The sequence below is a fragment of the Streptomyces sp. NPDC057702 genome (assembly GCF_042799315.1).
Classification (GTDB): Bacteria; Actinomycetota; Actinomycetes; order Streptomycetales; family Streptomycetaceae; genus Streptomyces.
The window spans coordinates 1-15132 of the sequence record NZ_JBHVJC010000043.1; the positions used below are offsets into that span (position 1 = coordinate 1).

Annotated in this window: 11 protein-coding genes and 1 rRNA gene; 9 read left to right on the forward strand and 3 right to left on the reverse strand. The window is 76.0% G+C overall.

Going from position 1 to position 15132, the window contains the following annotated elements:
• Both rrf and ACFVFR_RS27225 read left to right on the forward strand, forming a co-directional pair.
• Positions 1 to 92 (forward strand): 5S ribosomal RNA (gene rrf, locus ACFVFR_RS27220); the annotation flags it as partial.
• A gap of 1687 nt (positions 93 to 1779) precedes the next feature.
• Entirely contained in the window at positions 1780 to 2805 is a 1026-nt protein-coding gene (locus ACFVFR_RS27225; RefSeq protein WP_383706431.1) for a hypothetical protein, read from the forward strand.
• Between the two features lie 76 nt (positions 2806 to 2881).
• On the opposite strand, the gene ACFVFR_RS27230 is transcribed toward ACFVFR_RS27225, so the two are convergent.
• Positions 2882 to 4237, reverse strand: a complete 1356-nt coding sequence (locus ACFVFR_RS27230) for a DUF1015 family protein (protein WP_383706349.1) — start codon at positions 4235 to 4237, stop codon at positions 2882 to 2884.
• 78 nt (positions 4238 to 4315) lie between these two features.
• Here ACFVFR_RS27230 and ACFVFR_RS27235 point away from each other — a divergent pair, with 78 nt between their 5' ends.
• Entirely contained in the window at positions 4316 to 5416 is a 1101-nt protein-coding gene (locus ACFVFR_RS27235) for an HAD hydrolase-like protein (protein ID WP_383706351.1), read from the forward strand.
• A gap of 149 nt (positions 5417 to 5565) precedes the next feature.
• On the opposite strand, the gene ACFVFR_RS27240 is transcribed toward ACFVFR_RS27235, so the two are convergent.
• The gene (locus tag ACFVFR_RS27240; RefSeq protein WP_383706353.1) at positions 5566 to 6504 is read right to left on the reverse strand and encodes a siderophore-interacting protein; all 939 of its coding nucleotides are present in this window, start codon (positions 6502 to 6504) and stop codon (positions 5566 to 5568) included.
• A gap of 693 nt (positions 6505 to 7197) precedes the next feature.
• On the opposite strand from ACFVFR_RS27240, the gene ACFVFR_RS27245 reads away from it, so the two are divergent.
• Both ACFVFR_RS27245 and ACFVFR_RS27250 read left to right on the forward strand, forming a co-directional pair.
• The gene (locus ACFVFR_RS27245) at positions 7198 to 7944 is read left to right on the forward strand and encodes a hypothetical protein (protein ID WP_383706355.1); all 747 of its coding nucleotides are present in this window, start codon (positions 7198 to 7200) and stop codon (positions 7942 to 7944) included.
• Positions 7945 to 8063: 119 nt separating this feature from the next.
• A complete protein-coding gene (locus ACFVFR_RS27250) occupies positions 8064 to 9065 on the forward strand; it encodes an ABC transporter ATP-binding protein (protein WP_383706357.1) in 1002 nt (333 codons plus the stop codon).
• Positions 9066 to 9546: 481 nt separating this feature from the next.
• On the opposite strand, the gene ACFVFR_RS27255 is transcribed toward ACFVFR_RS27250, so the two are convergent.
• Positions 9547 to 9894, reverse strand: coding sequence for an SCP2 sterol-binding domain-containing protein (locus tag ACFVFR_RS27255; protein WP_383706359.1), 348 nt, complete (start codon positions 9892 to 9894; stop codon positions 9547 to 9549).
• A 74-nt stretch (positions 9895 to 9968) separates the two neighbouring features.
• On the opposite strand from ACFVFR_RS27255, the gene ACFVFR_RS27260 reads away from it, so the two are divergent.
• The 4 genes from ACFVFR_RS27260 to recN all read left to right on the forward strand — a co-directional run bounded on the left by ACFVFR_RS27260 (position 9969) and on the right by recN (position 14629).
• A complete protein-coding gene (locus ACFVFR_RS27260) occupies positions 9969 to 10577 on the forward strand; it encodes a hypothetical protein (RefSeq protein WP_383706361.1) in 609 nt (202 codons plus the stop codon).
• Positions 10578 to 10590: 13 nt separating this feature from the next.
• Positions 10591 to 11514 carry a TlyA family RNA methyltransferase gene (locus ACFVFR_RS27265; protein WP_383706433.1) on the forward strand — a complete coding sequence of 308 codons (924 nt, stop codon included), beginning with the start codon at positions 10591 to 10593 and terminating at the stop codon, positions 11512 to 11514.
• A gap of 107 nt (positions 11515 to 11621) precedes the next feature.
• Positions 11622 to 12500 carry an NAD kinase gene (locus ACFVFR_RS27270; protein WP_383706435.1) on the forward strand — a complete coding sequence of 293 codons (879 nt, stop codon included), beginning with the start codon at positions 11622 to 11624 and terminating at the stop codon, positions 12498 to 12500.
• A 380-nt stretch (positions 12501 to 12880) separates the two neighbouring features.
• The gene (gene recN / locus ACFVFR_RS27275; protein ID WP_383706363.1) at positions 12881 to 14629 is read left to right on the forward strand and encodes a DNA repair protein RecN; all 1749 of its coding nucleotides are present in this window, start codon (positions 12881 to 12883) and stop codon (positions 14627 to 14629) included.
• Positions 14630 to 15132: the final 503 nt, after the last annotated feature.

Genomic DNA, 15132 nt, shown 5'->3' on the forward strand with positions numbered 1-15132 from the left:
CGCCCGGTCTCATTCCGAACCCGGAAGCTAAGCCTTTCAGCGCCGATGGTACTGCAGGGGGGACCCTGTGGGAGAGTAGGACGCCGCCGAACAATCTTTAGAGGACCCTTGGTCCCAGCGTTCATGCTGGGACCAAGGGTCCTTTTGTTTTGCCCGAAGCGCGCTGCTCAGGTTGGTGCGCGAGAATGACCGCAGTACCCAAAGACAGGAGTCACGCCGATGTCCACCAACTCTCCCGACGATCGATCGGATCGCGGACCGCACCGACGGGATGGCGGAGAGCGACGGGATTCCCGTGGCTCTGGCGGGCCGCGTCGTGACGACCGATGGAGCGGACCACGGCGAGACGATGACCGCGGTGGGCGTCCCGGTGGTGGTGGTTTTGGGCGGCGTGATGAGCGGCCGTCGTTCCGTCGGGATGACCGGGACGGGCGGGGGCGTGACGATCGGCCGCGTGGCCCGCGTTCGGATGACCGCGACCGTGGCCCCCGTCGCGACGATGACCGTGGACCCCGACGTGATGACCGCGACCGTGGCCCGCGTCGCGACGACGACCGAGGCGCCTACCGCCGCGACAACGACCGAGGCAACGACCGAGGTGGCGACCGTGGCGGGTACGGAGCCGGGCGCCGCGACGACCGACACAGCGGCGGAAGCGGATACCAACGCCGCGACGACCGACCCACCAACCGACCCACCACCGGCCACGACCGCCGCGACGACCGCGACCGCGGGCCGCGTCGCGACGACGACCGGGGCGGGTTCCGTCGCGAGGGCGGTCGGGACGGCTTCCGGCGCGAAGACAGCCGTGGTGGCTTCGGGCGTGACGGCGACCGTCGTGGGTTCCGTCGCGATGACGATCGGAGCGGCTTCCGACGGGATCGGGGTGACGATCGCGGTGGGTTCCGCCGCGACGACCGGGGCGGTTCTCCGCGCGGGGACGACCGGGGCGGCTTCCGTCGGGACGACCGGGGCGCCCAGCGTGGGGACGACCGGGGCGGGTTCCGTCGGGACGAGAACCGCGGTGGGTTCTCGCGGGATGACAACCGTGGTGGGTTCCGTCGGGACGATGATCGGGGCGGATTCCGTCGGGACGACCGTGGCGGGCCGCAGCGCGGCGACGACCGGGGTGGGTTCCGTCGGGATCGGGACGAGCGCGGTGGTGGTTTTGGGCGGCGTGATGAGCGGCCGTCGTTCCGTCGGGATGACCGGGACGGGCGGGGGCGTGACGATCGGCCGCGTGGCCCGCGTTCGGATGACCGCGACCGTGGCCCCCGTCGCGACGATGACCGTGGACCCCGACGTGATGACCGCGACCGTGGCCCGCGTCGCGACGACGACCGAGGCGCCTACCGCCGCGACAACGACCGAGGCAACGACCGAGGTGGCGACCGTGGCGGGTACGGAGCCGGGCGCCGCGACGACCGACACAGCGGCGGAAGCGGATACCAACGCCGCGACGACCGACCCACCAACCGACCCACCACCGGCCACGACCGCCGCGACGACCGGTCCGGTGGCGGCTACGGCCGGCGCGATGACCGGTCCAGCGGTGGCTACGAGCGGCGGGACGGGCGTTCCGGCGGTGGCTACGGGCGGTACCGGGACGGCGATCGTCCGGGTGGTGCGCACGGGCGGCGGGACGACCGGTCCGGTGACGGGCACGGCCGGCGCGATGACCGGGGCGGATTCGGCGGACGCCGGGATGACCGGGAGCGGGAGCCCGTACGTCGGCTGCCGATCCCGGACGAGGTGACCGGCGACGAGATCGACAAGAGCGTGCGGCAGGAGCTGATGAGCCTGCCGAAGACGCTCGCCGAGGACGTGGCGCGCAATCTCGTCATGGTCGCGCGGCTGCTGGACGACGACCCGGAGCAGGCGTACGCCTACGCGCGGATCGCGCTGCGGCTGGCCTCGCGCGTGGCCGCCGTACGGGAGGCGGCCGGCTTCGCGTCGTACGCGGTCGGGAAGTACGCGGAGGCGCTGGCCGAGTTCCGGACCGCGCGTCGGATGACCGGTTCGGCCGAGCTGTGGCCGGTCATGGCCGACTGCGAGCGCGGGATGGGGCGGCCGGAGCGGGCGCTGGCGATGGCTGGTGAACCCGAGGTGCAGAAGCTGGACCGGGCCGGGCAGGTGGAGATGCGGCTGGTCGCGGCCGGCGCGCGGCGCGACATGGGCCAGGCCGACGCCGCCGTGGTGACCTTGCAGAGCCCCGAGCTCGCGTCCTCCGCCATACACCCGTGGACCGCGCGGCTGCGGTACGCGTACGCCGACGCGCTGCTCTCGGTCGAGCGTCGGGACGAGGCGCGCGAGTGGTTCGCGAAGGCGCTGGAGGCGGACCAGGGCGGTACGACCGACGCGTCGGACCGGCTCGCGGAGCTGGACGGTGTGGAGTTCGTCGACGCGCTGGAGGGCGAGGACGACGAGGTGCCCGGCGCGGCCGTGGAGCGGGGCCCGGACCGGGACGCCGTCGAGCGGGACGACGACACCGAGGTGAGCGACGAGGCCGCCGCCGGTGACGTGGACGACGCGGAGCTGGACACGGAGCCCGCGCGGGACGAGTCGGCGGGCGCCGCCGACCGGGACGGTGTCGACCACGACGGTGACGTCGTGGCGGACGCGGACGCTGGTGACGTCGAGACCGCGTCGGACAGCCAGGCGCGGGAGGCGGACGACGTGGCCGGTGACGGTGCGCCGGCCGGGCAGGACGACACGGCGCGGGACGCTGGGGCGCCGGAGGGGCCGGAGAACACGGGCACGACGGACGGCGAGGACGCCGGCACGCGGCGGTCCGACGACGCCTGACCGTTCACGTGGCGGCCGGCCACCACGCCGAAGGGCGGAACCCGTATCGGGTTCCGCCCTTCGGCGTATGGGGAGGTCAGCCCAGTTCGAGGCTGCGAAGGACCAGGCCGGTCGCGGGCTTGGGACCGAACGAGGTGGACTTGTGCGGCATGGCGACGCCCTGCTGGGCGAGGTCGCGTACGACGTCTTCCGCGACAGGGTTCATCAGGACGGCGGTGCCACCGTGGCGCTGTGTCTGCTGGACGGCGGCGGAGGCGTCGTGGATGTATCCGATGTTCTCGGGGTTGTCCGGTACCTGCCAGATGCGATCCAGGAGCACCGAGTGCAGCACCGTCGCGTCGAGGGTGCGCCACGCCTCGGGACGGTGGCGCGGTACGGACGCGTCGAGGAGCGTGGGATCAGGGCGGTCCAGGAGGTGGAAGCCGCCGTCGCCGGCCAGTAGGAAGGCGTTGTCCGGGGCGCCGGCCCGCGTGGCTTCCCGGCGCGCCGTGGCCAGGGCCGCCAGAGCGGTGGATAGCGGGCCGTCGACGGGGCGGGTCCGGAAGGCGGTCGCGGCGGCGGCGAGGGCGTCGGCGACGGGCAGCCGTCGCAGCAGCCGGTGGATGGCGCGCACCCGCAGCGGGTAGCGAACGTTGTCCACGAGCAGCACCAGGCCGAAGTCCCACGGCCCCGGGTCGTGGTGCTCGGCCCGTAGCCGCAGGTAGGTGGCCCAGCGGTGATGGCCGTCGGCGATGAGCGCCTGGCGGCGGGCCAGGTCGGCGGCGGCCTCGGCGATCTCGGCCGGGTCGGTGAGCCGCCACAGCCGGTGGGCGACGCCGTCCTCGGTGGTGGTGGCGAGCAGGGGCGGGCGGCGTACGGCGCGCTCGATGACCGCGCTCGCGCCGCTCGTCGCCGCCGGGGCACCGCCCGCGACCGGCGCGTTGGGCGCGCCGTCGTCCGTCGGGTCGGGGTGGTCGCCCTGGTAGGAGAGCAGCAGGGGTTCCAGGTGGGCGGCGGTGGCGCGCATCAGGTCGGCACGGTCCTCGACGACGTGCGGCATCACGTTCTCGTGGGGGAGGACGACGCCCTCCTCCGGCGGGCTCAGTCGCAGGGCGCCGATCAGTCCGCGTTGCAGCAGCCCCGCGTCGCGCTGTTCGTAGACGTACAGCGCGGGGTCCGGGTCTGGGGTCAGCACCCCCTCCGCCTGCCAGCGGCGCAGCGTCCGCGCGGCCTGTGCGTGGCGGGCCGTGGGCTCCCCGGTCTGCGGGAGGATCAGGCGGACGATGTTGTACGGGTCGGCCGTCTCCAGGTGGCGCAGGCCGTCCGGCCGGACGACGACGTCGTAGGGCGGCGAGGTAACGGCGGCAAGGCTGCTGACTCGCTCGGAGGCGTACCGCAGACCACGGAACGGGGCGAGCTGAAGACCTTGCCTGACAGGTCCTGAAATGCTCATTGGGGAATGCTATGCCGCGACACGGGATGCGCGATGATCGGGTGACAAACGTATGAGTCTATGAGGAGCGACGAGTCCATGAGCGAGAGCGTCCGTACTCGGCCGGGTGTCAGCGCGCGTCCCCTACACGAGGCGTACGACACCGCACTCCTCGACCTGGACGGGGTCGTCTACGCGGGCGGCGAGGCCGTCGTGCACGCGGTGGCGTCGCTGGAGACCGCGCGGGCGGCGGGCATGCACCTGGCCTACGTCACCAACAACGCGCTGCGCACCCCGCAGACCGTGGCCGAGCACCTGACCAGCCTGGGCGTGCCCGCGCGGCCCGAGGACGTCATCACCTCGGCACAGGCGGTCGCGCGGCTGATCGCCGAGGAGGTGCCGGCGGGCGCGCGGGTGCTGGCCATCGGGGGCGAGGGGCTGCGGGTGGCGCTGCGCGAGCGCGGGCTGGTGCCGGTGGACTCCGCCGACGAGGACATCGCGGCCGTGGCCCAGGGGCACGGCGGGCCACAGCAGCCGTGGGACCGGCTGATGGAGGCGGGGTACGCGGTGGCGCGCGGGGTGCCGTGGTTCGCCTCCAACACCGACCTGACCATTCCCACGGCCCGTGGCATCGCGCCGGGCAACGGTGCGGCGGTGGAGGTCGTGCGGCTGGCCACGGGCGGGGTGCCGCGCGTCGCGGGCAAGCCGCAGCCGCCCATGCACCGGGAGACCATCCTGCGCACCGGCGCCGAGCACCCGCTGGTCGTCGGCGACCGGCTGGACACGGACATCGAGGGCGCGCACGTCGGTGGCGTGGACTCGCTGCTGGTGCTGACCGGGGTGACCACCGCGGCGCAGCTGTTGGCCGCCGAGCCCGAGCACCGGCCGACGTTCGTCGCGGCCGATCTGCGCGGGATGCTCACCCCCCATCCGGAGGTGCGGTCACAGGGCGCGGCGTTCACGTGCGGGGGCTGGAGCGCGCGCGTGCGGGGCGCGGAGGCGGAGATCGAGGGCGCGGGCGACCCGCTGGACGGGTTGCGGGCGCTGTGCGCCGCGAGCTGGAGCGCGGCCGACGCGGAGCGCGGGCGCGGCGGGGCGCCCCGCCGCGCGGGCGGCGCCGGCCCCGGGCTGAGCGCGGCCCAGCGGGGCAACGACCTGATCAACGCGGGCAAGGCGCTGGCGAAGCTGGGTCTGGCCTGAGCCCGGGGTCACCGGGACTGGCCTGGGCCTGGGGCCACCCGGTTTCGGGCGCGCCCGGCCGGTGACTTCCGGGGCCCGGCCGGTGGGGCGGGTGGTGCCCGCCGGGCCCGCCCCGGGCGGGCCCGGGGCGGGTGTGTGACGGGTGGGGCTCAGGCGTTCTCGTCGCCCTGGCCCGTCCCTTCGGCGGCCTCGGCCGCCTCCTGCTCCAGAAGCTGGTCCTCGGTGGCTCCCAGCCGCCAGTAGCCGGTGAACTTGACCGCCTTGCGGTCGAACCCGCGCTCGCCGACCAGGTGGCGCCGGAGTGCGCGTACGGTGCTGGACTCGCCGGCGATCCAGGCGTACGGGGTGCCGTCGGGCAGCTTGGCCGCGCGGACCGCGTCCAGGGTGCGCCGGCCGTGGGCGGGCGCGTCCAGGTCGGTCGGCGTGGTCGGCGGGAGCTCGTCCCGGACGAGCCAGGTGATGTCCGCGTCGGCCTTCGTCGGCAGCGCCTGGCGGTCCTCGGCGTGCTGGACCTCGATCCACACCTTGGCCGGGGTGCCGGGGGGCAGCCAGGTCAGGATGCTGGCCACGGCCGGCAGCGCCGTCTCGTCCGCCGTGATCAGCGTCCAGGTGGTGGCCGGTCGCGGGGTGCCCTGGGCGGTCGTGGCCGGGACGTCGCCGAGCCCGGGCGGCTGGAAGTCCACGCCGCCGTTGTCCTCGGCGGTCGGGCCGAGCAGGGTCGCCCGGTCGCCGGGGCGCGCGGCGGCGGCCCAGCGGGAGGCGGGCCCGGTGTCGCCGTGCAGCGCGAAGTCGATGTCGACCTCGTCGGGGTCGCGGCGGTGTTCACGCACGGTGTAGGTGCGCATGATGCCGCGTACGGCCGGGTCCATCGCGCGCCACTCGGGGTACCACGACAGGTCGGTGGAGCGCGGCACCACCGGCGCGTCCTGGCCCGGCTGCGGCAGGAAGAGCTTGAGCCGTTGGTCGCGTCCGCCGTTGACGAACGGCGCCAGCTCCTCGCCGCCGAAGGTGATCCGCACGAAGCTGGGGCTCAGGCGCTGGGCCCGGACGACCCGCAGGTCAAAGAAGCTGTATGGCGTGTTCGCCATGCTGGTCCCTTCGGTCATGGAGGCGGGGTTGCCTGGGCGTCAGGTGCTGGGGCACGGGCGTGGTGCGCGGGCGCGGGCGGCGCGCCGCTGTCCGGATTCGGGGGCGCCGCCGGGGCGGAAGTCGGCGGCGTGGCCGAGGTGGGGCGTACGTGGGGGGAGCGGCGCGGGTTCGGCGGCGCCCGCGGGTGTGGACCCGGGCTCGGGCCCGCACGCGGATCTGTGGGCGGGTCTGTGCGGAGGCCCGGGTGCGGAGTCGTGGCTCAGGTCGGGTGCGCGCCGGGTGCGGGGCCGGTCGGTGAGGCGCCGCGTGGGCGTGCCGCGTGGTTCCCGCGCGTCGCGGCACGCGTCCGTGCGACCCCGTCCGCTCCGGTCGCGGCGCGGGCCCCCGGCGGGGCGTTCACCGGTGGCGGGGCGTGGGTCGGTGGCCGGGAGGCGGCGTCGGGAGGGGAGCGGGCCACGGGGGTGGGCCATGGGCGTGCCGTCCTCTCGTGCGCTGGGCCGGGTTCCGCCGCGCCGGCCGGGGCCTCGTTCGACGGGTGCGTGGCCGACGGGTGCCGGCCGGGCTGGGTAGGGTCGTGCCTGGTGAGAGGCCTGTTCGGCGCGACAGGGGACGCCAAACGAGGGTTAGGTTAACCTAACCTAATTGTGGGCGGCAGACCCGGTCGCCCCGTCGCCCCGAAGGTGGAGTCCCGCGTGACCGTGGTGAGCCCCGTGACGGCCGCGGTGCCCGCCGGCCTGTCGCCCCGCCGTGGCGTGGCGCGGACCACCGCACCCGTCACCGCGCCCGCACCGCCGCTGACCACGCCGACGGCCCGTGGCGTCGCCCGGCCCGGCCGCGCGACGCCGGCTCGCGCGCGGCACGCCACCGCGCGCCGCTGCCGCGCCACCACGGGCACGCTGGCCCGCGACGGGGCGCTGCCGCGCACCCTACGCGGCCCGCGCCCGCTGCTCAGCGCCGGCCTCGACCTGGTCGACGTGGCGTCGCGAACCCCCTCCCACGAACCGTCGGCCGATCCCGGCCGCCCTGGGGGCGACGGCAGCGCCCCGGTCGCCGCCGCACGCGCCGTCAGCTCGCTCGACGGGGCCGCGCGTACCGGCCGCGCCCGGTTCGCGTACCGGGGAGCGATGGCCCGAGGCGCCCGACCGACCCGGGGCGCCGGCCGGGCCGTGGCGCGTGCGCGCGGCGCGGCGACCGTGGTCCGCGCCCCGATCGCCACCGCGCCGCCTCCCTCGTACCCGGCCCGCCGCGAACCCCGGGCGTCGGGCCCGGGCCGGTCGCCCGCCGCCCGCCCGGGGACGGCCTCGCCGGTGCCGGCAGACTGGGGTACGCGGTGTGCGCTCGGCGCGCACCGGCCCCCGGCGGGCCCGCCCGCCGGGGTGTTCCGCGTCGGCCGCCCGCCGTGGCCGCTGGTCGCGGAGCGCCGGGCGGGCCGCGTGTGACGGGCGCGGGGCGCGCGCGGGCGCCCGGCGGGACCAGCGGCCCCGACCGCGACGCGAGTATCGGCATCGACGACGACAAGGACACCGAACGGACCGTGGCTACCTCTCCTGAATCCCCCGTGGCATCCTCCGCGCCCCAGCGGCTCACCGGGCAGGACCTCACCCTGGCCTACGACCGGCGCACCGTCGCCGAGCACCTGTCCGTGTCGATCCCCGACCACTCGTTCACGGTCGTGGTCGGGCCCAACGCCTGTGGCAAGTCCACGCTGCTGCGCGCCCTGTCGCGGATGCTCAAGCCGACGGCGGGGTCGGTGCTGCTCGACGGGCAGGCCATCTCGTCCCTGCCGGCGAAGAAGGTGGCCAGGACACTGGGGCTGCTGCCGCAGTCCTCCATCGCGCCGGACGGCATCACCGTCGCCGACCTGGTCGCCCGGGGCCGCTATCCGCACCAGGGGCTGCTGCGGCAGTGGTCGGAGACCGACGAGCGCATCGTCGACGAGTCGATGGCGGCCACCGGTGTCACCGAACTGGCAGGTCGCTTTGTCGACGAACTCTCCGGTGGGCAGCGGCAGCGAGTGTGGATCGCCATGGCCATCGCCCAGCAGACGCCACTGCTGCTGCTCGACGAGCCGACCACCTACCTCGACATCCAGCACCAGATCGACGTGCTCGACCTCTGCGCCGACCTGCACGAGGAGCAGGGGCGCACGCTGGTCGCCGTCCTGCACGACCTCAACCACGCGGCGCGCTACGCCACACACCTGATCGCCATGCGGGACGGCGAGATCGTCGCCGAGGGCGAGCCGAGCGACATCGTCACCGCCGAACTGGTGGAGCGGGTCTTCGGCCTGCGCTGCCAGGTGATCGAGGACCCGGAGAGCGGCACACCGCTGGTGGTCCCCGCCGCCCGACGCCCGCGCCAGCGGAGCGCCGCCGCCGAGGCCACGGGGGCCACGGCCGGGGAAGCCGCCTCGACCGGGTCGGCGACCATCGGGGCGACCGTCCCCGGCCAGCCGGGCGGAACGAAGAGCGCCCCCACCGACGCGCCGGCCGACACCCCGCCCGCCGACCAGCCCGCCGCCGACCGCGTACCGGCCGGCGATCCCACGGCCGGGCGCTGATCGGGCGAGCGGGGAGGGCGAGGAACACCGGGAGGGCCGCAGGCGGCGAGCGGGCGCGCCGACGCGCGTCACCGTGCGCGGCGTCCTGGGGCCGGCGTGGCGGCCTGGCCTGGGTGGGGCGCCGCACGGCGGGGGCGCGTGCCGGGCTCGTATGGCGGGGTCTTCGTGGGTGGGTGCGCGTCCCGCGTGCGGCTGGCGGGCTGATGGCCGCGTGCGCGGTGCGGGCGGGCTCCGGCGCGGGGGTCCGGTGCCGGTCCGCTTCCGCGCGTCGGGGGTCCGGGGTGGTGTGGGCCGGGGGCCGTACGTGGCGCTCGGGGGTGTGTGCGGGACCTCGGCGTTGTCGTGGGCGGCGAGGTGGGTCGCCGCGGGGCTGGTCACACCGGCATGGTCTCGGGTCGGTGGCGCGTGCTCGCCTTCCGCGTGGGGTTGGCCTCGACGTTCTCGCGGGTGGCTGGGGCGGCGTCGGCCGGTGGTGGGGGCGTTACGTCAGGGCGCGCAGGCGTAGCAGGTCGCGGGGGCCGGCTCTGACGCGGAGCCGGCCGCTGGCCCAGGCGCGGGTGAGGGGGAGCCGGCCGTCCACCAGGGCGAGCAGGTCGTCGCTGGTCGTCGTGAGCCGGATCGCCGCGGGTGCGCGCGGTGGCCCGGTCAGCGGCCTGACGTCGGTCAGGCGACCCTCGCTCAGCCGGCCGGCGAACGTCACGTCGAGGTCGGTGAGGTGACAGCTCAGCGAGCGGTCGACCTCGGCGGCCCGGCGGACGCCGCCGTCCGCTTCGGCGAGGCGGTCCGCCAGCCGCTCCAGTGCCCGTTGGCACTCGTGCCTGGTCGCCATCGACGTCGACCGTACCCGAGCGGCGCCCAGCGGGCCGCCGTGGTGACGGCGCGTCGCACGGTAGCGTCGGGGCCATGGATCAGCCGATGTCCAGCGCGCCCACTCCACCGGCGCGGCCCCCCGCCAGCGAAGCGGTCGTACCCCACCCCGGCGGAGCCGCCGCCCCAGCAGGCCCCACCCCGCAGGCCCGGACCGCCGAGCGCCCCGGCGCCGACCCGCCTGCCGGGCCCGCCCCCGGCGCCGAGTCAGCCGCCGGGTCGGCTGCCGCCCCCGCCGTGCCCGCCCCCGCCGTGCCCGGCTCGGTCGTGTCGCGGGCGGAGCCGGGGGAGGGCGCCCAGGGGCCGGACCTGGCGCGGGCCGGGTTGGTCGAGCCCGCCCCCTCGCGATCGGGCGTGGCGGAGTCGGAGCCCGTCGGGCCCGCCCTCCCGCGACCGGCGGAGTCGGCGTCGGAGTCGGCCGAGGCCGCTGCCCCACTCGGTGTGGTCCGTACCCCGACGGGCGTCTCCGAGGTGGACGCCGGGCTGCGGCGGCTCGGTGACCTCGACCACCTGCCCGTCGACGGTCACCGCGAGGTGTACGAGGATGTACACCGGGGCCTGCGCGACGTGCTCGACGCACTCGACCAGCGCCCCGGGCCGGGTCGTCTCGTACCGGCGCCATCCCCGCACGACCACAGGAGCTGAACCGCACGTGGCAGTGAGCCGTCCACGCCGTAACCGACTCGACGCGGAGCTGGTCCGCCGCGAGCTGGCGCGCTCGCGCGAGCACGCGAGCCAGCTCATCGCGGCGCGCCGGGTGACCGTCGGCGGGGCGACCGCGACCAAACCCGCCACCCAGGTCGAGACGAGCGCGGCCGTGGTCGTCAGCCAGGACGACAGCGACCCGGACTACGTCTCGCGCGGCGGGCACAAGCTGGCCGGCGCGCTTTTCGCGTTCAGCGACGAGTACCGCGCCCGCACGGCCCCCGACCGGCCATCCGGCCACCAGCCGGCCGCTCCCGGCCAGCCGCTGGTCGCCGACCCGCCGCCAGCCGGTGACGGTGGCGCGGCGCGTGGGCTGCGGGTGGCCGGCCGCCGCGCGTTGGACGCCGGCGCCTCCACGGGCGGCTTCACGGACGTGCTGCTGCGCGCCGGGGCGGCGCGGGTGGTCGCCGTCGACGTGGGGTACGGGCAGCTCGCCTGGTCGCTGCGTAGCGACGAGCGGGTGGTCGTGCGGGACCGGACGAATGTGCGCGAACTGACGTTGGAACAGCTCGACGACCAGCCCGTGGACCTGGTGGTGGGCGACCTGTCGTTCATCCCGCTGGGCCTGGTCCTGCCCGCGCTGGTGCGCTGCTCGGCGCCCGACGCCGACCTGGTGCTGATGGTCAAGCCCCAGTTCGAGATCGGCAAGGAGCGGTTGGGCAGCGGCGGCGTCGTACGGAGCGCGGAGCTGCGCGCCGAGACGGTGCGCACGGTGGCCGCCCGGGCGGCGGACCTCGGGCTCGGGGTGCTGGGCGTGACGGCCAGCCCGCTGCCGGGCCCGTCGGGCAATGTCGAGTACTTTCTGTGGCTTCGCGCCGGGGCGCCCGCTCTGGACCCGGCGGATGTTGACCGTGCAGTGGCGGAAGGGCCTCGGTGACCACTTCAGAAGCAGCAGCGCACGAGCCGCTGGCCGGCGCGTCCACGCACCCGGCCACGGAGACGGCCGCGCGGACCGCGCCGCCGCCCGAGGCGGGGGAGCGCACCGTGTTCCTGCTCGCGCACACCGGCCGGCCCGCCGCTGTCCGCAGCGCCGAGCTCGTCGTCCAGGGCCTGTTGCGCAACGGCATCGGCGTGCGGGTGCTGGCGGCCGAGGCCGCGGACCTGCCGCTGCCCTCGCGGGTGGAGCGGGTGGACGCCACGCCACGGGTGCTCGACGGCTGTGAACTGCTCATCGTGCTCGGCGGCGACGGCACGCTGCTGCGCGGCGCGGAGTTCGCGCGCACCTCGGGCGTGCCCATGCTCGGGGTCAACCTGGGGCGGGTGGGCTTCCTGGCCGAGGCCGAGCGGGACGACCTGGACCAGGTCGTCGAGCGGGTGGTCACGCGCGCGTACGAGGTCGAGGAGCGGATGACGCTCGACGTGCTCGTCCGCAACGACGGCCACATCGTGCACACCGACTGGGCGCTGAACGAGGCGTCGGTCGAGAAGGCCGCCAGGGAGCGACTGCTTGAGGTCGTCACGGAGGTGGACGGTCGCCCCGTCACCGGGTTCGGCGGCGACGGCGTGGTGTGCGCCACTCCGACCGGCTCGACGGCCTACGCCTTCTCGGCGGGCGGCCCCGTGGTGTGGCCGGAGGTGGAGGCGCTGCTGATGGTGCCGATCAGCGCGCACGCCTTGTTCGCCAAGCCGTTGGTGACCGCGCCCGATTCGGTGCTGGCCGTGGAGGTGCAGCCACGGACCCCGCACGGCGTGCTGTGGTGCGACGGGCGGCGCACCGTGGAACTGCCGGCGGGGGCGCGGGTCGAGGTGCGGCGCGGCGCGGTGCCGGTACGTCTGGCCCGGCTGCACCACGCCTCGTTCACCGACCGGCTGGTCGCCAAGTTCGCCCTGCCGGTGGCCGGCTGGCGCGGCGCCCCGCACTGACCGGCTCCCCGACGCCCCGACGCTCGCGTGGCGGGCGACGTGCCCCGGCCCGGTGCGTACGCGCCCGCCCGCGTCCGTACGCGCGCCCGTACGCACGCTCGTCCGTGGTGCCCCGCCGCCCCACGGCGGGGCACGCGGCCCGTGGGGCGTCGGGTGCGCGCGCACCGCTTCGCCGATCGGTGTGTCGGGCCACTACGCTCGGCTCAAGCCGGAGGCGGGCGGGAGGGGGCGCGAAGCGCTCGCTACCCTCCTCGGTGGACAGAACGACGCGAGCGGGAGTGTGGAGCAGACTCCCCAAAATCTCCCCAGAGGGGCAAGTGAGCACTCGCCGAGAGGAAAACACGCAGGTCATAGCGGGTGCGCGCCCGCATCTCGAGGAGATGCGGATTCAGTCGCTCGGGGTGATCGACGACGCCGTCGTCGCGCTGTCACCCGGATTCACCGCGGTGACCGGCGAGACCGGAGCCGGCAAGACCATGGTGGTCACCAGCCTCGGTCTGCTGCTCGGCGGTCGGGCCGACGCCGCCCTGGTCCGCATCGGCCACAAGTCGGCGGTGGTGGAGGGCCGGATCGTCGTCGCCGACCGGGGGGCGGTCGCCGACCGGGTCCAGGAGGCCGGCGCCGACATCGACGAGGGCACCTTGCTGATCAGCCGCACCGTCTCCGCCGAGGGCCGCTCGCGCGCCCACGTCGGCGGCCGGTCGGTGCCGGTCGGGCTGCTGGGTGAACTCGCCGACGAACTGGTGGCCGTGCACGGCCAGACCGACCAGCAGGGCCTGCTCAAGCCGGCCCGACAGCGACAGGCGCTCGACCGGTACGCGGGAGAGGCGGTCACCGCGCCCCTGGCGGCGTACACGGTCGCCTACCGCAGGTCGCGTGCCGTCGCGGCCGAGCTGACCGAGCTGACCACCCGCGCCCGGGAGCGGGCGCAGGAGGCCGACATGCTGCGGTTCGGCCTGGAGGAGATCGCCGCCGTCGAGCCGCGCCCGGGCGAGGACGTCGAGCTGGCCGCCGAATCGGAGCGGCTGGGCCACGCCGAGGCCCTGGCCTCCGCCGCGAGCCTGGCGCACACCGCGCTGGCCGGTGACCCGGAGGACCCCGAGGGCGTCGACGCGGCCACCCTGATCGCCGGCGCCCACCGCGCCGTGGAGGCCGTACGCTCCCATGACCCCGCGCTGGCCGCGCTCGCCGACCGGCTCGGCGAGATCGGCATCCTGGCCTCCGACGTGGCGGGCGAACTCGCCGGATACGCGGACCACCTGGACGCCGATCCGCTGCGGCTGGCGGCCGTGGAGGAACGGCGGGCCGCTCTGGCCCAGCTCACCCGGAAGTACGGCGCGGACATCGCCGAGGTGCTGGCCTGGTCCGAGACGAGCGCGGCCCGGCTGGGCGAACTTGAGGGCGATGACGACCGGATCGACGAGCTGGCGGCCGAGCACGAGGCGCTGCGCGCCGAACTCGGCGCGCGGGCTCAGGAGTTGACCGAGGCCAGGAACGCGGCGGCCAAGCGGTTCGCCGACGCGGTCACCGGCGAGCTGGCCGAGCTGGCCATGCCGCACGCCCGGGTGACCTTCGCGATCCACCAGAGCGAGGTCGGCGACCCGGGCGAGGGCGTCGAGGTGGACGGTCGGGCGGTCGCCTTCGGGCCGCACGGCGCCGACGAGGTCGAACTACTGCTGGCCCCGCACCCCGGCGCACCGCCCAGGCCCATCGCCAAGGGCGCCTCCGGGGGCGAGCTCTCGCGCGTGATGCTGGCCGTCGAGGTCGTCTTCGCCGGCTCCGACCCCGTGCCGACCTACCTCTTCGACGAGGTGGACGCGGGCGTCGGCGGCAAGGCCGCCGTGGAGGTCGGCCGACGGCTGGCCAAGCTCGCCGAGTCGGCGCAGGTCGTCGTGGTGACCCACCTGCCGCAGGTGGCGGCCTTCGCGGACCGGCACCTGGTGGTCGAGAAGACCCACGACGGGTCCGTGACCCGCAGCGGCGTCCAGGTGATGGAGGGCGAGGACCGGGTCCGCGAACTCTCCCGCATGCTCGCCGGTCAGGATTCGCGACTGGCCCGGGCACACGCGGAAGAACTCCTCGAAACCGCCCGCGCGGCGGCCCGCACCACACGCGGAGCGACCGGCTGACCCGTCCAGCGCCGACCCCGCCCCGCTCCCCGTCGGGGCGGGGCACGCGGCGACCCCGGTCACGCGGCGGGGCCGCTGGTTGGGCGGAACCAGCCGCCCGCCACGCGACGCTCCCCGGCCGTGCTCCGGTGCCGTCCGGCCATACGACGCCCGCGATCGCGCCCCGCGCCAGCCCCAGCGGCGCGTTTCGACCGGGGCGGCGGGTCCGCGGGGTACGTCGCGGCTCGGCCGTGCGGAGTGGGGGCAGGGCCGGGCGGGCGCGGGGACCACGCCTACGGCGACACGCCGCGCCCCTGCCGTACGCCATGCCCCTTCCGCACGCCGTGGCCGGCACACCGTGCCTCCTCGTACGCCCTGGCCGGCACGCGGCGTTCCCGTTCGTGTGCCGTGGCTGGCGGGCGGATCGTGCCCGGTCACACGGGGTGCTGCTCGGGCGGCGAAGGCGGGGCGTGCTTTGGGTGGTGCGGGTCGGACGGAGGTCTGGCGGCGGCCGAGGCGGGGAG

Coding starts and splice junctions, on each gene's coding strand:
- ACFVFR_RS27235 (WP_383706351.1), top strand. CDS start 4,316: ATGAGCGAGAGCGTCCGTACTCGGCCGGGTGTCAGCGCGCGTCCCCTA.
- ACFVFR_RS27230 (WP_383706349.1), bottom strand. CDS start 4,237: ATGAGCATTTCAGGACCTGTCAGGCAAGGTCTTCAGCTCGCCCCGTTC.
- ACFVFR_RS27255 (WP_383706359.1), bottom strand. CDS start 9,894: ATGGCGACCAGGCACGAGTGCCAACGGGCACTGGAGCGGCTGGCGGAC.
- ACFVFR_RS27260 (WP_383706361.1), top strand. CDS start 9,969: ATGGATCAGCCGATGTCCAGCGCGCCCACTCCACCGGCGCGGCCCCCC.
- recN (WP_383706363.1), top strand. CDS start 12,881: ATGCGGATTCAGTCGCTCGGGGTGATCGACGACGCCGTCGTCGCGCTG.
- ACFVFR_RS27240 (WP_383706353.1), bottom strand. CDS start 6,504: ATGGCGAACACGCCATACAGCTTCTTTGACCTGCGGGTCGTCCGGGCC.